The 18,758-nt window shown below is 64.9% G+C and carries 19 protein-coding genes; 7 read left to right on the forward strand and 12 right to left on the reverse strand.

The window, feature by feature from the left end:
• Positions 1-71: 71 nt before the first annotated feature.
• Positions 72-569: a hypothetical protein gene (locus BM113_RS20430; RefSeq protein ID WP_177209242.1), complete on the reverse strand. Its 498-nt coding sequence runs from the start codon at positions 567-569 to the stop codon at positions 72-74.
• Positions 570-658: 89 nt separating this feature from the next.
• The gene (locus BM113_RS20435; RefSeq protein ID WP_089789827.1) at positions 659-2,083 is read right to left on the reverse strand and encodes a DASH family cryptochrome; all 1,425 of its coding nucleotides are present in this window, start codon (positions 2,081-2,083) and stop codon (positions 659-661) included.
• Positions 2,084-2,266: 183 nt separating this feature from the next.
• On the opposite strand from BM113_RS20435, the gene BM113_RS20440 reads away from it, so the two are divergent.
• A complete protein-coding gene (locus tag BM113_RS20440) occupies positions 2,267-2,953 on the forward strand; it encodes a helix-turn-helix domain-containing protein (RefSeq protein WP_089789828.1) in 687 nt (228 codons plus the stop codon).
• Between the two features lie 117 nt (positions 2,954-3,070).
• On the opposite strand, the gene BM113_RS20445 is transcribed toward BM113_RS20440, so the two are convergent.
• The gene (locus tag BM113_RS20445; protein ID WP_089789829.1) at positions 3,071-3,811 is read right to left on the reverse strand and encodes a hypothetical protein; all 741 of its coding nucleotides are present in this window, start codon (positions 3,809-3,811) and stop codon (positions 3,071-3,073) included.
• A 167-nt stretch (positions 3,812-3,978) separates the two neighbouring features.
• Between BM113_RS20445 and BM113_RS20450 the strand changes: the two genes are divergently transcribed.
• A complete protein-coding gene (locus BM113_RS20450) occupies positions 3,979-4,785 on the forward strand; it encodes an SDR family NAD(P)-dependent oxidoreductase (RefSeq protein WP_089789830.1) in 807 nt (268 codons plus the stop codon).
• 39 nt (positions 4,786-4,824) lie between these two features.
• On the opposite strand, the gene BM113_RS20455 is transcribed toward BM113_RS20450, so the two are convergent.
• The gene (locus BM113_RS20455) at positions 4,825-5,070 is read right to left on the reverse strand and encodes a DUF7861 family protein (protein ID WP_089789831.1); all 246 of its coding nucleotides are present in this window, start codon (positions 5,068-5,070) and stop codon (positions 4,825-4,827) included.
• Positions 5,071-5,355: 285 nt separating this feature from the next.
• Between BM113_RS20455 and BM113_RS20460 the strand changes: the two genes are divergently transcribed.
• A complete protein-coding gene (locus tag BM113_RS20460; protein ID WP_089789832.1) occupies positions 5,356-6,612 on the forward strand; it encodes an RNA-guided endonuclease InsQ/TnpB family protein in 1,257 nt (418 codons plus the stop codon).
• Positions 6,613-6,715: 103 nt separating this feature from the next.
• A complete protein-coding gene (locus BM113_RS22485) occupies positions 6,716-6,868 on the forward strand; it encodes a DUF7837 family putative zinc-binding protein (protein WP_177209243.1) in 153 nt (50 codons plus the stop codon).
• A 287-nt stretch (positions 6,869-7,155) separates the two neighbouring features.
• Here BM113_RS22485 and BM113_RS20465 read toward each other — a convergent pair whose 3' ends face one another.
• The 3 genes from BM113_RS20465 to BM113_RS20475 form a co-directional block, all read right to left on the reverse strand.
• Entirely contained in the window at positions 7,156-8,343 is a 1,188-nt protein-coding gene (locus tag BM113_RS20465) for a S8 family peptidase (protein WP_089789833.1), read from the reverse strand.
• A gap of 384 nt (positions 8,344-8,727) precedes the next feature.
• Complete coding sequence (locus BM113_RS22775; protein ID WP_245758136.1) at positions 8,728-8,982, reverse strand: helix-turn-helix domain-containing protein; 255 nt, start codon at positions 8,980-8,982, stop codon at positions 8,728-8,730.
• A gap of 151 nt (positions 8,983-9,133) precedes the next feature.
• Complete coding sequence (locus BM113_RS20475) at positions 9,134-10,012, reverse strand: DUF7351 domain-containing protein (RefSeq protein WP_089789834.1); 879 nt, start codon at positions 10,010-10,012, stop codon at positions 9,134-9,136.
• Positions 10,013-10,160: 148 nt separating this feature from the next.
• Here BM113_RS20475 and BM113_RS20480 point away from each other — a divergent pair, with 148 nt between their 5' ends.
• The 3 genes from BM113_RS20480 to BM113_RS20490 all read left to right on the forward strand — a co-directional run bounded on the left by BM113_RS20480 (position 10,161) and on the right by BM113_RS20490 (position 12,594).
• Positions 10,161-10,856 (forward strand): HAD family hydrolase, encoded by a 696-nt coding sequence (locus BM113_RS20480; protein ID WP_089789835.1) that lies wholly within the window; start codon positions 10,161-10,163, stop codon positions 10,854-10,856.
• 341 nt (positions 10,857-11,197) lie between these two features.
• Positions 11,198-11,821 carry a GNAT family N-acetyltransferase gene (locus tag BM113_RS20485; RefSeq protein ID WP_089789836.1) on the forward strand — a complete coding sequence of 208 codons (624 nt, stop codon included), beginning with the start codon at positions 11,198-11,200 and terminating at the stop codon, positions 11,819-11,821.
• Positions 11,818-12,594 carry an inositol monophosphatase family protein gene (locus tag BM113_RS20490; RefSeq protein ID WP_089789837.1) on the forward strand — a complete coding sequence of 259 codons (777 nt, stop codon included), beginning with the start codon at positions 11,818-11,820 and terminating at the stop codon, positions 12,592-12,594. The genes BM113_RS20485 and BM113_RS20490 overlap by 4 nt, the downstream gene beginning before the upstream one ends.
• 165 nt (positions 12,595-12,759) lie before the next feature.
• Here the strand turns inward: BM113_RS20490 and BM113_RS20495 are convergent, their stop codons facing one another.
• From BM113_RS20495 to BM113_RS20515, 5 genes are all read right to left on the reverse strand, one after another.
• Entirely contained in the window at positions 12,760-14,055 is a 1,296-nt protein-coding gene (locus tag BM113_RS20495; protein WP_245758138.1) for an outer membrane protein assembly factor BamB family protein, read from the reverse strand.
• Positions 14,056-14,607: 552 nt separating this feature from the next.
• Positions 14,608-15,441: a class I SAM-dependent methyltransferase gene (locus tag BM113_RS20500; RefSeq protein ID WP_089789839.1), complete on the reverse strand. Its 834-nt coding sequence runs from the start codon at positions 15,439-15,441 to the stop codon at positions 14,608-14,610.
• Between the two features lie 190 nt (positions 15,442-15,631).
• Positions 15,632-16,378 carry a proteasome assembly chaperone family protein gene (locus tag BM113_RS20505; RefSeq protein ID WP_089789840.1) on the reverse strand — a complete coding sequence of 249 codons (747 nt, stop codon included), beginning with the start codon at positions 16,376-16,378 and terminating at the stop codon, positions 15,632-15,634.
• 77 nt (positions 16,379-16,455) lie between these two features.
• A complete protein-coding gene (locus BM113_RS20510; RefSeq protein WP_089789841.1) occupies positions 16,456-16,746 on the reverse strand; it encodes a DUF3006 domain-containing protein in 291 nt (96 codons plus the stop codon).
• A complete protein-coding gene (locus tag BM113_RS20515) occupies positions 16,743-17,774 on the reverse strand; it encodes a ComEC/Rec2 family competence protein (RefSeq protein WP_177209244.1) in 1,032 nt (343 codons plus the stop codon). Before BM113_RS20515 ends, BM113_RS20510 begins: the two co-directional genes overlap by 4 nt.
• Positions 17,775-18,758 lie beyond the last annotated feature (984 nt).

Below are 18,758 nucleotides of genomic sequence, written 5' to 3' on the forward strand. Positions count from 1 at the left end.
CGGGGAACGACCACACAGTCCCGGGATATCGGCTGAAACGGGCGTCGATTCGCGGTCGCCGCCGACAGAACCTAGTAGCGCAGCGCCGCGTCGAAGATACCTGCCGTCTGACCGAGTCCGACGAGCACGAGCCCGCCGACCGCGGTTCCTTGCGATCCGACGGCGTAGAGGACCGCACCGAGTAGACACCCCGCAGTGCCGGCGGCGTAGATCCAGGTTCCCTCGTTAACCCGACGCCCGGTATCGACGAAGCCGACCGCCGGCAGGAGCATCCAACCGTAGAGAGTCACGGCCGCCAGCGCCGGATTCGCCGGCTCGAGTCCGAGGCCGACGACGCCACAGAGCGTGACGGCGGATCCCGCGGCGATGATCCGCCACCACGTCCGCAGGACGCCGTCGCGCATGTCGGGGTAGCCGGTCGCCGCGAAGCCGATCAGGAGGACGGTCATCACGATATGGGCGATAAACAGCGTGTGCTCGGTTACGATCTCGAGGTGAGCGGCCGTCACGAACAGCCAGGCCAGCGGGACCAGCACGGGCGGGCCCAACTCTCGAGCGCGTCTGAACATACCGGACCGTACTGCTTGCCGACACAAATGCGTAGGCGGTCGCGAGAGAGCCCCGTCCCCCTCCAGTCGCTATTTCCCGACCGAGGGAATCAGCCCTCCAGGTCTTCGTAGCGCGCCTCGAGGTCGATCATCGGCTCGGGGTAGTCGACGCCCGGCCGGACGCCGTACTCGGCTCGCTCGCCCTCGCTCAGTTTCCAGGGCCTGTGGACGGCCTCGAGCGGCAGCCCCTCGAGTTCGGGCAGCCAGGTCGTCACGTACTCGCCGTCGGGGTCGTAGTACTCGGCCTGGGAGAGGACGTCGAAGTAGTTGTCCCGGGAGTCGTTCCCCACGCCGGCCTGGTAGGCCCAGTTGCCCCAGTTCGAGGCGACGTCGTAGTCGACGAGTCGATCCTCGAAGTACGCCGCTCCCCAGCGCCAGTCGATCCCGAGCGCGTCGGCGAGAAACGAGGCGACGTTCTGTCGGCCGCGGTTCGACATGTATCCCGTCCGATTCAGCTCCCGCATGTTCGCGTCGACGAAGGGGATTCCAGTCTCGCCGTTCGCCCACCGATCGAACGCCTCGCGGTCGCGTTCCCACGCTTTTTCGACGTCTCGGATCCCGTTCGGGTGGAAAAACCGCGAGCCGTGCTTGCAAAACTGGAACTGGAAGAAGTCCCGCCAGAGGAGTTCGAAGACGAGCCAGTAGGTGTCTTCGTTCGAGACCCGCTCGTCCTCGTACCGACGAACCTCCTCGTGGATCCACCGCGGCGAGAGACACCCCGCCGCCAGCCACGGCGAGAACTTCGAGGAGTACGCCGCACCAAGCAGCCCGTTTCGCGTCTCTTTGTACTCTCGCAGGTGATCTCCCTCCCAGACGTACTCCTCGAGGCGGCGTTTGCCGGCCGGTTCGCCGCCCTCGAACCGCAGGACGGCCCGGTCGTCGCCCGTCGGCGCCTCGAGGCCGTACTCGGACATCGTCGGGACGTCGCCGGCGGGCAGGTCCGGCGTCGGAACCGCGTCCGGGGGCGCGACGAGGTCTCGAACCGAACACTCGCGTTCGACCTCCTTGCGCCACGGCGTGAACGTATCCTGCATCCGCTCGTAGGACGTCGGAAGGTCAGAGACGTGATACAGCGTGTGGGTCCAGCGGCGCTCGAACGAGACGTCCTCGGGAAGGGCCTCTCGAACCCCAACCTCGGTCTCGAGTTCCTCCGTCGCCGGCTTCGTCTGTGCGTAGACGGCATCGGCGTCGACGCGACCCGCGACCTCGGGAAGGACCGTCTCCGGTCGACCCCGTCTGACGAACAGGTCGCCGCCACGCTCCCGGAGTCCCGCTCGTAACTCGAGCAGCGACTCCCGGCGGAACCTCGCGCGGTGAGCCCCGATCTTTTCGGTTCCGTACCCCGTCTCGCCGCGCTTCCGGGGATCGACGACGTAGAGCGGCACGACCTCGTCCGCCGCGGTGACCGCGTCGGCGAGCGTCGGATTGTCCGTGATCCGGAGATCGTCCCGGAACCAGACGACGGCGGTTTCCATGTTCTCTCCAGGGAAACCGGGACCAAGTATCTGTGGCCCAACGGTGGAAACGGCCGGCGGGACGGCACCGTGATCGTTCGGCGGGGGGCGCTCGTCGGCATCCGAGTTCCTGGGCCCTCGAAAGCGGGTACCCGACTCGAGCACCCCATGCCATATTTTACCGGTCGGTGACGTTGGTACCCTATGCTCCTTGCGGCCTTCCGGATCGAACTGGACGCCCTCGCTCTGGCGGACACTTTTGCTCGATTATCCGACCTGCAGATCGAGGCCCAACGGATCGCGGCTCACAGCACGAAGTGGACGATGCCCTGCATCTGGGCCAGTAACGTCGACTTCGACGAGCTCGATACGATGCTCGCGGACGATCCCTCCGTCGACGAAATCGTCGAAACGGCGGAGTTCAGCGGCGAAAAGTTCTACCAACTCGAGTGGAGCGACGAGATCGAAGCCCGGATCAACGCCTACCTGGATACTGAAGCGTCGATTCTCCACGCGGAGGCCACCGCTGACGGCTGGCGGCTCCGCATCCGCTTTGGCACTCGGGAACAGTTCGACGCGTTTCGGGCGATCCTCGTCGGAGAGGACTACGAGTTCACGCTCCTCGAACTCTCCCAGCCGGACGACCCGCGACACATGGGTGGGAAGCTGACGCCGGCCCAGCGCGAGGCGCTTCGCAAAGCGAAGGAACTCGGCTACTACAAGGTTCCCCGCGAGATTTCGACGCGCGAACTCGCCGACGAACTCGGGACGTCCCACCAGAACCTCTCGGAGCTCCTGCGCCGCGCGACGGACAACCTCATCGATGCGGCCGTTCAGACCACCGCCACGACCGATCCGGTTCGACGAACCGACGGAGAGGAGCGATCATAAAGCAACGCGTCCCCGACGACGCCGGCCTCACGAACCGGCCGTCACCCGGCTGTGGGCCGCCTCGAGAAGCACCGCCGAGCGCTCGCCGACACCCGGCGAGGGGACGGGTCGCTCTCGCTATACGGACCGACAGCGGCGGTATTCGACTCCGTCGTCGGTCACGGCAGCCCGGAGCGTCGCCCGTGCGAGGTGACCGTTCCGGCGCACGTACTGTTCTGGAACCAGTGGAAGGGGGACGGGACGAAAGCCATCCGTCCGCATGGAACGGAAGCTCGTGTATCGTCCGACCGTTTCCGCCCCTCTGCGGACGGACAGGTGTCCGTCGTCGCCGCGGCTGTACCGATACCGGAACGCCGTCGGCTCCGGGCCGGGACAACGTAACGCCCGGACGGACTCGAGAGTTGCAACGATCTCGCCGCCGGCCTCGAGAACGAGTTCGGGATCGTCGGTATCGGATGTCGGTTCCCGCCATTCGATTCGACCGGGGGTTCCGAGACAAGCGAAGCTGTCGTCGGTCAATCGAATCCGGCCCTCGACGTCGTAAAATCGCCTGCCATCGCCGGGGTTGGACGCGAGGAGGAACGGCGGTTCCAGGACGGCTCGCAGTTCGTCGTCCAGCCACTGGTCGGTGATGAGGACCGGAACGTGTCCCTGGTGGGCGGCGGTCGCGATTTTCGACCCGACCGTCAGCGGCGAACCGTCGGCCGGATAGACGAGATGGAGCGGCGCGTCGACGCCTGCCACCTCCGTCGGACCGTCGACGGCGACCGTCGCCTCGCCGTCGGACTCGAGCGTGAACCCCCGATCCTCGAGGTCGGCTTCGACTGCGTTGCGACGGCGAGTGGCTGGATGGACCATCGTTCAGGCTAGCCGGTCGAGGAGCATAAACTACTCTACCGGGAGAGGGTCGGGAGGAGGATGGTACGGTCGCCCCGAAGCTTGTGCATCCGATGCCACGCCGGTCCGGGACCGGACGGGTCGCCTCGATTACTAGTATAATATCGCTGGCCCGTCTACCGGACGGTATGCACGCCACGCTTACCGGGGCTGGTGGTGGGATCGGCCGGCTTGTCGCGACGCGACTCGCCGAGGCAGGACACGACGTCCTCGGCCTCGACCGCGATCCCGACCGACTCGATGCCCTCCCGGATGCGGTCGAAACCGTACGGGTGGACGTCCGGGACGAAATCGCCGTCCGGGAACTCCTTGCCGATCGACCGATCGACTGCGTAATCTCCGCGGTCGGCTGGTACGAACTCGGTGCGCTCGAGGACGTCTCGCCGGCGGCGTTTCGTCGTCATCTCGAGACGAACCTGACTGGGGTGCACACGGTCGTCCACGCAGCCATGCCGACGCTTCGCCGTCGGGAAGGACGAGTCGTCGCGCTCGGCTCGGTCGCGGGCACCGTCGCGTTGCCGTACCACGGCCCCTACAGCGTCGCGAAGGCCGGGCTCGACGGATACGTCGATGCATTGCGGCGCGAGGTTTCCCAGCACGGCGTTACGGTCTCGCTCGTCGAACCCGGGCCCGCCAGAACGGGGTTGAACGAGCGGGCGACCGAGACGCTCGAGGACGACCGCCGACGCCGGGGGCCGTACGCCGAGCAGTACGCCGCGTTCGACGGCTATAGCCCGGAGAGTGTGCCGCCGGAGACCGTCGCCGAGACCGTCGTCGAGGCTGCCACGACCGGTTCGCCGCGCACCCGGTACCGGGTCGGGCGCCGCGCGCGCTGGCTCCCGTGGCTGGCGGCCGTGTTGCCGGATCCGCTGGCCGATCGGATCATCCGTTCCGGTCTGCCGGGTGGCCTGCTCGGTCGACTCGTCGACCGATGACCCGCACGAGACCCTCGACGGTCGGCCAGCGGATCGGCGTCACCCGCCGCGTTTCCGGTACCAGACGCGCTCCCCGATCGGCGACGCTCCGTCGTCGATATCCAACCGGCTGAGAACCAACTCACGAATCGCGAGCGTGACGGTGAGTTCTACCGTTTCCCCGTCCTCGGCCAGCACGGTGACGACGCAGTGCCCGTCCCGTTCGTCGATGGATTCGATAGTCCCCGTCGACCAGCGCTCGAGATCGTGGGTCGGCTTCCGGGCGTGAATGCGATCGTGGTGCATACGGAGAGATGGAGCCCAGTCAGTGTCATCCTTTGTTCGGGGGCGGGTACCCGCTGCCGGTGGAAGGGACGGTACTGGCCGGAATTCCTCTGAACCACCATACACGGATCTGGCCTCTCTCCACGCCGGTTTCAGTTTCACTGTGGTTGGGTCGCTTATAGAAAGCACGAGGCGAAAACCCACGGCTTTAGCCGTGGGATGAAGCCGACAGCTGGGAATCAAACCACGCTCCAGTAGCAGGCCGACTCCCTAATTTTTAAGAATAACCCGTTCTACATATAAGATATGGAGGTGCGGCGTACTGTCCCCGTTGCGCTCGATGTAGACAGTGACGACGCCGCACTCCTCGAAGACACCGTAGACACGTTCCTCTGGTGCGCTCAGTACGTCGTAGACCACGCTTTCCAAGACGAGTACGTCACCACCAGCAAGACCACGCTGGATGACGAGACCTACGACGATGTGCGAGAAGCCACGGACGGCTTCAACGGTGGACTGGTGCAAGCCGCTCGGAACAAGGCCGCTGAAGCCTGCAAAAGCGTCGTCGCACGCTGGAAAAACGATAAGAAAGCGTCGAAACCGACGTTCACCAGCCCACACGTCGTCTACGACCACCGCACCGCGACGTTCCACGACGACTACGTGAGCCTCGCTACGACCGACGGTCGTATCGAAGCCGACTACATTCTGCCCGACGAGGACAGTGAGACACCGCACTCGGAGTACCTCTTTTCAGACAAGTATGAAACAACGGGTGCGGAACTGCACTATCACGACGGCGACTGGGTGCTTCACGTCCACTGCAAGCGGGACGTGGAGTCCGACACGTCGGAACAGGCAACCACCGAGAACGGAACGGTTCTCGGGGTTGACCTCGGCGTGAACAACCTCGCTGTCGCCTCGACAGGCACGTTCTGGACCGGCGATGAATTCGACCACTGGCGCAAAGAATACGAGAAACGGCGTGGGTCGCTCCAACAGTGCGGCACGCGCTGGGCACACCAGAACATCCAGTCAGTCGGGCGGAAAGAGGAAGGCCGATTCAAGCTGATGCTGCACCGCATCAGCAACGAATTGGTCGCGGAGGCTCGTGAGAACGAGTGTTCGGTGATAGCGTTCGAGGACTTGACCGACATTCGTGAGCGGACTGGCGCGTCGTGGGGTCACAAGTGGGCGTTTGACCGACTGTACGAGTACGTTGAGTACAAGGCCGAAGAATACGGCATCACGGTCGAGCAGGTTGACCCTGAGAACACGAGTCGGCGTTGCTCTGAGTGTGGGTTCACGCACCCAGACAACCGCGAGGACGAAGACTTCGAGTGTCTGAAGTGCGGGTATGAAAATCACGCGGATTACAACGCTGCGAAGAACATCGGGTTACGGTATCTCCGTCGCAACCAAACTGGGGGCGGCGGAGGCGCACCCTTGGGCGTGCGCTTGAACAGCGGGACGTTGAACGTGAACGGAGGCTATTCTCCTGCCGACGATGAGTCGGCCAGAACGGGAGTCCACGCTGAATCCCACCGCTTTAGCGGTGGGTAGCTCAAATAGGATACCGGGATGATACTGGGAGTAGAGCGGGAAACCCCGTCCCTGCCACGGGCATACCCCGTCATCCACCATCCACCATCCACCACCCACCATCATGTCCACGACGAAGCCACCGTCCCTCGGTACGTGTCCGTTCTGCAGCGCCGGAATCGCGACGACCGACGTGATCCTCGAGTACGAAACGGAGACGGGACCGACGGTATACGCCGAGTGTCCCGAGTGCCGGGACGTCGTGACCCCGCAGTAACCGTCGGATCATGCTGTTCGAAAACGTAAACCGGTTGCTCGCCCGGAGGACCCAGACAGCGGTCGTGTACGAGTGTCGACGCTGCGGAACCTCCGTCGACGAGGATACCGAACGCTGCCCCGAATGCGACGCAGAAGCGATCGTCCGGCATCGGATCTCCTGACGCGTACCCGCGGAATCCGACCGGGTTCGGCCGTCGTGGATCTTTCAGCCCTCGAAAGCGGGGGTAACGACACCTCCCGAGTCTGACGGTCGCTACTGGCTGTCGAGCGCGTTCGAAAACGGGCTCAGACGCCCAGCGCGCTGGCCACGTCGAGTAGGCCGTGTCCCTGTTCGTTCTCCTCGAGGCCGATGTCCTCCGCCGTCTCGTGAAGGCGGTTACGCGCTTCTTCGTTCGTGTAATCGTTGGACATCAGGTGCCCCGCCGCGCCCGCGACGTGGGGACAGGCCATCGACGTGCCCGAGAACGTATCGTAGCCACCGGGAACGGTCGAGTAGACGTCCTCGCCCGGTGCGGCGAGTTCGATCTCCGGCCCCGTCGAGGAGAAGTCGGCGAGGGCATCGGTGTCCGTGGTCGCGCTGACCGCGACGACTTCCGGTTCCGCGGCCGGGTAGCTCACGCAGTCGGTACACGGACCGTCGTTGCCCGCTGCCGCGACGAGGAAGACGCCGCGTCCGTGGGCGTACGTGACCGCGTCGGAGACGACGTCCGACTGGCTACCGCCGAGGCTCATGCTACAGACGTCCCACCCCTGATCGGCCGTATACTCGATCCCGGCCGCGATATCCGAGTAGGAGCCACTGCCGCCACAGTCTAACACCTTTACGGCGTGGAGCGTCGACTGTGTGGCGACGCCGACGACCCCGACGCCGTCGTCCGGTGCGACCGCCGTGCCCGCACAGTGGGTTCCGTGGTCGTTGTCGTCGTCCCACGGCTGGTTACACGCGTTGCCATTGCCGTCGACCTTACACGGCGGGCCGCCGCTCACCTTCTCGCCACACTGGACGAAGGCTTTCCCGGCACCCAGGACGTCCTGGAGCGCTTCGTGGTCCGAATCGATGCCGGTGTCGAGAATAGCGACGTCGGCCCCGTCACCCGTCTCACCGGCGTCGTGAGCATCGGGCGCCCCGACGCGATCGACGCCCCAGGGCGTTACCTGGTCGAACGCTTGCATCAGGCCGTTCTCTTCCACGTATCGGACGTTCGGATTCCGCCGAAGGCCGGATACCGCCTCCTGCGGAACCGTGATCGTCATCGCGTCGAACGCGAATTCCCGTCGTACCTCGTCCGCGGCTTCGACCGCCGCGTTTCGCCCGCGTCGATTCTCGAAACCGACGTTCACCTCGAGGAGTCCGTCCGACGTCGCCGCGGCGAGTCCGGTCATTCCGACCCCGGCTACGGCACCCGAGGTGACCTGCAGGAGCGAGCGTCGACTGACGTGCGATTCGTCGTCGGGAGTGTTATTGTCTCGCATTGCAACCAGTAGCTATTGGTGAAAGTAATTAATATTTTTGTGTGTTTTCTGAACAGTGTTGCAGTGAAATCGGTTCTGTTCGACGGCGTCCGAGAACGCGAACGGCCAATGGTGCACGGTAGAGTCCCGTTATCGGGAATTTCTTCCAGCGGCCTCTCGGGTTGGAGCCGTTCAGCAATATTGTTACTAATGCTACATACTTCGGTGTCGAGTGTCACAATCGGGATAGGTTACCGGAACAAAGGGATCAACTGGCCGGCGACCAAGAACCCGGAAAACGAGCGACGGCACGGACTCGGTCGCGGTCGGTTCCCCGCCGGCCGGGCTGGCAACGCTCGCCGATCCGGTCGACGGCTTCGGTTGATCGCTCGTCGACGGCGGGCGCTACGACAGTACCCTGGTGAGCACGTTTCGCTCCGCTCGCTGCAAGTGCTCGGTAACTGTGGACGAATCGAGTTCCAGTTCGGCGGCGACCTCCTCCGCAGTCGCCTCGCGGGGGACCTCGTAGTAGCCCATATCGACGGCCGTTCGAATTCCCTCTAACTCCTGGATTCCCGCCTCCCGACCGAGGGCGAGCAGCGGCTCGAGCCCCATGGCCTCTAACGCCGACTCGCCGATGGAAACGGCCGCTTCTCGCATGACTCAGTGTACTCTTCGATCCGGTAAAACGCTGTGCCCAGTACGGTCTGCTGGGCTCGCCCGCTAGACCGGATACTGTGCCGTCCGTTCGGAATCGGCGGAAACCGGACTGGACATGAGAGAGATCGATTCCGATAGCGCGCCGATGCCGTCAGGTGCGAAACTCCAGAAGCTCCAGATCCGAATCGACTACCGCTACCGCGGACCCGTCGTCGATCTCGATCTCGAGTTCGACGGCGAGCGGATCCGTCCGGCTGATTTCCGGCGCATCGAGCGTACACCAGTCGAGTTCCCAGAACGGCCTCTGCCGGACGTTCACGCCTGCGTCAGCGAACGCCGAGAGGATGCGAGTTCGAGTCGAGAGGAGCAATCCGATCGGTGCACGGATCCCGGCCGGGCACTCGACACAGGTGCCGACGGCTGGGACGTCGTCGGGCCGTCTCGCCGCCGAGAGCCGGATTTCGAACGACACCGAATGGGCGCAGAACGGACAGACCCCGTCGTCCGCCAGCCCGAAATAGGCCCGAGTCCGCCGGGCGAACGCGTCGACGAACTCCTCGAGGGAATACGCGGTCGCGGCGGCCGGCGGGAAATCGAACCCCGCCAGCCGTCGCTCACAGTCGGGACAGCGAACGACCCCCTCTCCCTCGCGATACCCGATCTCGACGGCGGTAGCGCCACAGCACCCACACCGCGAGTCGATCCGCTCGAACCGACGGCTCGCGCCGCTCTGTAAGGAGTTCGTGGCGAGCAGATCGGCCGCTCGCCTCCCCGGTTGGGTGAGGTCGTACCCCCGCTCCGACTTGGTTACGTACTCGTCTACGAGCTGTCGGAGGTGGTAGTTGAACTGTCCGCTGTCGGTAACGGATACCCGTTCGAACAGTTCGGTGTACTCCAGGGGAGGGTCTGCGGCGGCGAGAACGCGTAACATCTCGAGTCGTGTCGCGTTCGTGAGTCGGCCGAACGAGTCCGCCGGGTTCGTATGCCCCGAACCTTTCCTCCCCTCTGACATCCGATCCCGCCGTCCCATACCCCCGTCCACGAGCGGACCGGTGATAACTCTGAAGAACGAGACCGAAACGAACGGCGAAACCCGGTTCGCTTCACCGCCGGTGGGAAGGCAATTTCTCCAAACGGATTTGACACTCCCCACATCAGTTATCTCCCGGAAGTAATCGATGCGTTCCCAAACACGGGCCCACTACGAGGCCGTCATTTTCGACCTGGACAGGACCCTCATCGAACACGATCAGGACCCGACGGAGCTGTTTCTCGCCGCCTGTTTCGCGGCCGGCATCGAACCGTTTTGCGGAGCGGAGACGCTGGAACTCGCAGCCGAGGTCGTCCGACAGCGGTCGGCCGCGCTGGACGCCGAAACGTACGAGCGTCGGGTATTCGAAACTGCGGCGGCGGCCACAGGTACCGAAATACCCGCCGGCGACCTCGTCCGAGCGTACGACGATGCGCTGGACAACGGCGCAGTCTCCCTCCGGCCGGGAGCAGACGCCGCTCTTGCGGCGGCAACGAACCGTTCTACCGCTATCGTGACGAACGGACCGGCGGACACCCACACGACGAAACTCGAGGCAGCCGGATTGACGGGACGGGTCGACGCGGTCGTCTACGGGACCGACACGTCGCGGGTGAAACCCGCCCGTGAGCCGTTCGAACTGGCTCTGGAACGACTCGAGGTGGAACCCGACGAGGTGCTGAAAGTCGGGGACTCCCTCTCCAAGGACGTCAAGGGGGCGAACGCCCTCGGGATCGATACGGCGTGGATTCCGTTCGACGACCGGGATCGAACGGCGGCCGATCCGGAGCCGACGTATACGATTTCGTCCCTGTCGGACCTCCCCGATCTCCTCACCGGCTAACTATCACGCACGGGCCGTAACTCGACGGACTGCGTCGTGACCACGGACGCACTCGAGGCCGCGTTCGTAGACGTGGGGAAAGGTCGACGCGAGACGCGACGCCGGCGAGACGATCGCTGTCTCCCGGTTCGAGAGGCGGTGGTGCGATGAACTCGGTCATCCCTTCTCGACTACGCAGCACATATTTCGGCTACATGAAATGTCGGGGTAGCAGTAACGGATCTCCACTATTCGCCCGGTCCCACAGCGGGTGACGGAACCGGTTCATTTCACCGCCGATGGGAAGGGGATTTCTCCAAACGAATTTGACGATCCCGTCTGGACGATGATACGAGACTGCCATGCCAGGACACGCCTTTCTGAGGGGACCGAACGTCGCCCTTCGACCGATGGAACGAACCGAATGCGACCGGGCCGCTCTGTGCCGCGTCAGGAACGAACCGGCGTTCCGACGCACCCTCGGGTTCGACAAGCCCTGGCCGGGGTCGCGAGTCGACGCCTTCCTCGAGTCCGTCGCCACGGACGACTCGAGCAGCAACCTCTTCGTCTGCCCGTCCCACGAACGACGCTCCGACGACGGGCGGACGAGGTCGGAAACGGCCGGGGGTGAAGACGGTGGGTCGGAACGCGGGAGCGAGGAGACCGTCTCCGGCGCGGTGAACCTGTTCGACGTCGACGGGACCGCGGGGACGCTGAGTTACTGGCTCTTCGACGAATACAGGGGTCGCGGGTACGCAACCGAAGCGGTGTCGCTGCTGGTCGAACACGCGTTCGAGGAACTCGGGCTCCACAGGGTAGAGGCCGAGGTGTTCGACGGAAACGACCCGTCACGGCGGCTCCTGGAGCGGGTCGGGTTCGTCGGCGAAGGGGTTTCGCGCGAGGCTCGGTTCACGGGGGGCGAGTTCCGCGACGTCCACCGATTCGGGCTGCTGGCACCCGAGTGGGACGGTCGGGGGGAACCATGACTACGGACCCAGACGGAATCGAGGCCGTCGCCCGCGCCGCCGTGTTGGCCGGCGGGGCGGAGCTTCGAGATCGGTACCGGGACGGCGACGACGATGGCGACTACGGCGCTCACGACGTGAAGGCGGCTGCCGACGAAGCCGCCGAGGCGCGGATGCTCCCGCTCGTCCGCCGGGCGTTCCCCGCCCACGAGGTATTCGCCGAGGAGGCCGGGGAGTTCGACGGGACCGAGCCGTATCGCTGGATAATCGACCCGCTGGACGGCACCAACAACTTCGCGGCGGGACTGCCCACCTTCGGCTCCTCCGTTGCGGTCCGTCGGGAAGGCGACCCACTACTGGCGGCCGTCCACCTGCCGGCAACCGACGAGACCTACCTCGCGCGCCGGAACGCGGGCGTTCGCTACGACGGGGAACGCGTGACCGCCGACAGCGACGTGCCCATCGAGGGTGCCACGGTCGCGACCATCGTCGGCCGCGACGTCCCCCGTAGCCCCGACCTCGGTCGTCGGGCCGACGAAATCCGCGAGGCACTGGACGACACGGTCAAGCGCGTTCTCGATAGCTGGGCCCCGACCGTCCACTCGAGTCTGTTCGCCCGTGGCCGGATCGAGGGGCTCGTCCAGTTCCACCCGGACGAGGAAGAGCAGGCGGTCACCGAACTGCTCGCAGCGGAGGCCGGCGGGGCGACCCGTCGGGACGGCCCCCTGTACGTCGCGGGCTGTGACGAGGAGACCCTGGCTGCGCTCTGGGCGGCAGTCGACCGAGCACGATAGCTCCCGGGCTCGAGGCGGGACGTCCGTCCTGCGGTTCGACGGGACGCTCCGGTCGTCCACGCGCCGTACCTACAACGGGAAACAGTCCGCCGAAGGCGGTGACCGCTCCGAACGGGCACCCAGCGTGATCGAGCGTGATGGGGCGGAGAGCGTAGTACGCGGTACTCATCCGAGCGCCGCGACGGTCGACCAGGCACCGTGTCGGACGGTCCAGAAGCCGACGAAGATCGAGCCGTCGCCGATAACGGGCGCCCGTGCCGTCCCCTCGTGCTCGAACGTCCAGCGGGGACTCCCGGTCGCCTTCTCGATCGCAGTCACCGTCGCCGGCGAGTGGGTTCCCTTCCCGTCGCCGGTCTCGCGCTGACTGACGGCGACGACGTGTTCGTCCCCGACGGCGATCGGTTCGCGACACTGCCCCGCTATCGACGCCACCCAGTCGTGCTCTCCTGTCCGACGATCGAGCGCGAGAACCTGCCCCTCTCGAGTCGCAGCGTAGACGCGCTCGTCGTCCGCGGCGACCGGACCGATCACGTTCCCGTGCTCCGACCGATACTCCCACTCGACCGTCCCCGTCCGCAGATCGACGGCGTGGATCGTCTCCCCGGATCGGAAGACCACGTGCTCGCCCGCCGCGGCGGGGGTGAACGACTCGCGGGACATCCCGTCGTACCCGCCCGGGATCGGGAGGGACTGCCGCCATCGTTCGGTTCCCTTCGTCCGATCGACGGCGACCGCTTGCAGGGTATCGGTTCCCGGGTCCGGAACGACGGCGACGAGCAGTTCGTCGCGGAGGACCGGTTCGTAGTCGATGTCGAGGTGCCGGTCCGAGAGAGGACGGTTCCACTCGAGCGACCCGTCCGAAGCGTCGAGTCTGAACAGCGAGATCCCCTCACGCGAGAACATTCCGACGGCGTACACCGCGTTCGAATCAACTACGGGGGTCCCCCGTACGGGAACGGGAGTCTCCGACTTGTCCCCCGGCATCGGCGCCATCGACGTGCTCCATTCGACCCGGTCGGCGACGACGTTCACCGCGGTGAGGCTACTCCCGCCGAAGTACAGTACGCCGTCCCTGATCGCGGGTTCGCTGCCGCGACGGCTCCCCGCCCGCACACGGTGTTCCTTCGTCGGGTTACGGCGAAAGAGCACGGTCGAAGTGTCCGCCCCGGTGCCGGTGACGACGCCGTACTCGGTCGCGACGATGTCGCCCACGTCGTGTTCGGCGACCGTCGTTTCCCACCGGACCTGCGGGGTATCCGAGAGCGACAGGCTCGCGTTCGGGGCCCGGCCCGTCCGACGGTGATCGCCGCGCCGCATCGTCCAGCCGTCGAGCGGGACGTCGGATAGCCACCGTGGCCTCGAGTCGCCGGGACGCTTGTCATCGCTCTCGCGTAGACTGGATCGCCAACAGCCGAAAAGGGCCGTCGCTCCGGTTACGGCGAGGAGTTCCCGCCTGTTCATCGAACTACGTCAAGTAATATATTATACCGCTATAAGTATTCCTCGACGACATCTTCGATGCTCGACGGTCCCTTCCCTCGGAGCGGGCTGTGAAACCGCGAACTGTCGTGGGCGAACGAATGGATCACGCCGAGAAATTCACTCGTCTGGCCACCCAATGCTATGGGGAACGCGGATCGAAGAGAACCGATGCCCGATGGGGACCGGAAAGGGGCCGTCGCCAGATGTCGCTCCTGCAACTCCGCCTACGCCGTGAACACCTGGAGCGATGGAACCGTTCAACCGATCGGGGAGAGATCGGCTGTGACTGTGGGGATGCCGACTTCGAGATCCTCGGGGACGTAGGTGGCACCGTTCTCGAGGGCGCGTGGGTCGAGTAATCCCTGCCCCTGCCCCTGTCCCTGTCCCTGTCCCTGTCCCTGACTCCGCCCGTAACGAACGCCTGCGTCGTGAGAACGCCGACTTTCCGGTCGATAGCCGGCGACTCCTCGGAGCACCAGGTCGTGGCTGGGCTGGGCAACCGGATGACTCCGCAGGTTTCGCCGACGTCGGCTACTTCTGGACGTGGCAAACCGCGAGCATGTGTGCCGACATATCGGCGACGGTCCGGTCGTTCCGCTGGTGGTCGACCAGTCGACGGATTCGGTCGAATTCCGCGTCGGAACGCCGGGCAGCCTCCTCCCGGAGGGGACCGGCGGAATAGACGGAGGCTAACCCTTCCAAACCGACGACCGACTCGACGGAGAGGTCGGCGTCGGCGAGCAACGACTCCAGCTCGTCGGCCCGGAAGAAGTGCGTCTCGGTGAACAGCGGTTCGCGGTCGCCGAGCAAGTCGACGTCGTAGTCGCCGGATTCGGCCAACTCGGGAAGCAAGTCGAGATGCCTGGGGGTAACGAGGAGAAGGGTCAGCCAGTTCAGAAGCCCCATCACGGAGACGAAAACCGGTCGACCGGCGGCAGTCACGCGCTCGAGTTCACGGACGCTCCGCGCTCGCCCGTCGGCCTCGAGGACGTGCGAAAGCGGGCCGCCCAGACAGAGCGTCGCGTCGAACCGACCGCTATCGAGGGGGAGGTCACGAATATCGCCTTCCAGGATCGTGACGCTCTCCTCGAGGCCGTGCTCCGCGACTTTCTCCCTCGCGATCGCCCGCTGGCCCGCACTGGGTTCGACGAGCGTCACCTCGTAGCCGCGTTCGGCCAGCCAGATCGTATAACGGCCGGCCCCGCCGCCGGCGTCGAGGACATGTCCCGTCTCCGGAAGGTGGGTCCGAAGGATCTCGACGGTACTTTCCCACTCCAGGCGGCCGTGAAGGGAGCTCTCGAGCCGTTCCCACTCCTTCTCGTCGTGTTCGTCGTAATAGGTTTCGGGGTCGGGTATCCCGGTCACAGGGAACAGGTATCGGCTCGAGTTTTTGTATTTTCGTAACTATTTCTGGAGCGCGTTCGTCTCCGCGGTGCCCATACCCGGAGCATAGCCGGAGACTCGAAGGGAGGATCCGCCCCGATACACGCGACGCGACCCTCGTCACGGCTTTCGACATCGGCTACTGGAACCGATCCGGACGAGACGAACGATCCTATCGGAACATTCCCCGGATGGGCTCGTCCTGCTGTTCCTGTGCCTGCTGTAGCTGTTGTGCGACCTGCTGTTTCTGGCGCTGGATCTCCTCGGCCTGTTCGCGAAGTTCGGTGGTGTCGATGTCGAAGTCGACGAGCGGCTCGAGTGCCGTCTCGATCACGGACCGTGCCGCGGCCGGGTCCGGAAGCCGCGGATCCGCGCGAACGAGCAGCAAAACTGCCGGAACGTCCGCCTGATAACAGGCGCTGACGAGTGCACCCGTCACTCCGCTTACGGCACCGGACTCCGGTGCTCGCTCGATGCCGGCGTCCTCGAGTTCGGCTTTCAGTGCTTCCGTCGTTGCGACGCCGACGACATCGCCCTGCTGGTCCTCGGACTGCGCTGGCGCGCCCGCGAGGAAGATCGCGCGGCTGAAATCGTTCGCCAGTTCCTCGAGGACGCACCGTCGCAGGTCGGGGAACGCGCTCTTCGGGATTGGAACGTCGCTTTGCAGGGTCATGACGTCCGGTTCCGTGCCGCCGTATACGCGTACCGTATCCTGGACGAGCCCGTCAGTGAACGAGGCGACGGGCGGGAACTCGTCGGAGCGGATCGACCCGTACTTCTCGAGTTCGAGCTGGTCTGCTATCTGGTCGACGGCGATCGACGCAACCAGTCCGTGGCCCGGCAGTCCTTCGATCAGCGTCGGTGACTCCGCATCGAGGTCGGTCGACTGGTGGAACAGCCCGTCAGCTCTCTCTGACATGGTTCGAGTCGAAGTACGCCCACTCGCCACATATGCCTACGGGACGGTGCCAGTCGTCGATCGCCGAACAGCGACGGCTACTCGTCCCGGTCGGACAACCGTGAGGAGAGTCGATCGAGACGCTCCTGTATCGACTCCCGTCGCGACTCGGTTTCTCCGGGGCGGTACTCGACCGTCTCGATATCGCCGCACTCGACCCCGCCCTCGAGCGTGACCGTGAAGACTGCGCCCTCGTGCCGTCCGTCTGCCGGCAGACGCGTGACGTCGAGGGTGCGTTGCTCGACCGTCTCGCCGTCCCGCTCGAGCAACAACACCGCCGTCCCCTCGTCGACGATACGATCGAGGGTCGCAGTGTAGGTCTCGGTCATCGTCCCGCTAGTGGTGCTGTGGGTACGTTAGTTGGATGGGTGAGTGCTGCCTGTTCATCGTCAGCAGGTTTCTCCTCGAGCAGATCGGTCGAATCGGTCGAGAACTCGCGTTCCGGCTCCACCTCGTAGTCGGTGCCGTCGGTCGTCAGCACGACGTCGCCGTGGACGGCGGTCCAGTAAGTTTCGATGCCGCGATCGGCGTACGCGGCGAGTACTTCGTCGTGGGGATGGCCGTACTGTGAGTCGTAGCCGCTCGAGACGATCGCAACCTCGGGCCCCACCCGCTCGAGGAACGGGTCGGTCGACGACGTCGACGAGCCGTGGTGGCCGGCCTGGTACGCGTCGGAACCGAGGGTCGAACCGTGCTCGTCGACCATGCGGCGTTCGGCGTCGGCTCCCACGTCGCCGGTCGTCAGGTACGTGAACTCGCCGAATTCGAGCCGAAGGGCCACGCTGTTGGAGTGCAGATCGGCCTCGGCGTCACCCGCTGGCGGGTTCAGGACGTCGACGCGTGCGTCGCCGAACGCGAAGCTATCCCCGTCCTCGACGAGCAGGAGTTCCACCTCGTGTTCCTCGACGGCGTCGAGGTAGTTGTCGTACGTCCGGCTGGTGTGGGCCACCCCGGAGTCGTACGCCGTTCCGATCCCATCGCGTTCGGTCTCGAAGTGGTCGATAACGGCTGCGTGGCCGCCGATGTGGTCCGCGTGGCCGTGCGTGGCGACGAGGTGATCGATCCGGTCGATATCCCGGGCCTCCAGATACTCGATCACCTCGGACCCGTCCTGGCGCCAATCGCCGGAGTCGATCAGCATCGTTTCGCCGGACGGCTCGACGAGAAGTGTTGCGTCGGCCTGTCCCACGTCGATGTGATGGATCTCCAACTCCCCGTCCATCGAGGCGTCGGCGTCGCCACTGGCCCCGTCGTCTATCTCCGGCGCAGCGTCGCCCATCGGTCCGTATTCTCCACCCCCACATCCGGCGAGGACCAGCATCACCGCGAGCAAGACGATCAAAGCCAGCCGTCTCATCGTTCCTCTAGTCCGGTTCCGTTCCAATGACCGTTGGGATCGGACGTATCGATCGCTCGAGACGATAGTGGAATCCGACACCCCGACCACTTCGGACGGTCGCGACGACGACCGCGCAAGTCAACCGACGAGACGTCCACGTCGTGGCCCGTTCTGAGGGTGCGAGTCCTTCGAACTCGAGCCGGTCCGTTCGATGACGGACGACCCCCGGGTGCCGTCAGGCGGTGTCGGACGGGTCCTCGAAATCTTCTTCGTCTATGCGAGAGAACGACGTCCCCCCACATCGACAGCCGTCTCGAGCACCGATCGGGAGAACTCTATCGTCGGCCGTTATCGTCGCCGCAAATACCGTACCACAACTATCACAGGCCGCGAGAAAGTCCGACGTTTCCGTGTTCTCTTCCATCTGATGGTACTTCCAATCACGTTCTACTATTTGATTCTAACACACTCGTTCCCGTGTGAAACGGCCCTGCGCCACGTCCCGGTGTAACCGAGGTGAGACCAGAAGCCCCACGACTTCGGCACTGTCCGGCGAGCCGTGATCGGGCCGCGGACAACGGCCCACTGAGGAGTCGGCCACTGATCTCGACAGGCATGATGTCGGCAAGTGTGTGGCGGACTCGAGTCCAGATCCGGATACGGTGTTGTGACCCAGTCTGGCCTCCGACCGGGACGACACAGACTGGATCGGACCGACGAGTCTCGATCGGTCGACCACGGCCAGGACTGCTCTGCGCTTTCGTGCTCGCGCGCGTAATCACAATTTACTTTTTCACTCGAGAACGGTATCGGACCCGACCCCGTCCCTAATGCTTGCTTGGTACTGCCTACCTTCGCCGATACAATTCAAGGGCCTTAAGTATGGGCGGCGGTTTTGGGTTAGTAAGAAGGAGATGAGGATTCCACCCCTGCGGTCCGCCGTACAGATGGGATCTGATGTTAGCCTTGACAGTTCGGTGACGCCCGATCGGTCCGCGATCG

The sequence above is a fragment of the Natronobacterium haloterrestre genome (assembly GCF_900112205.1).
Classification (GTDB): Archaea; Halobacteriota; Halobacteria; order Halobacteriales; family Natrialbaceae; genus Natronobacterium; species Natronobacterium haloterrestre.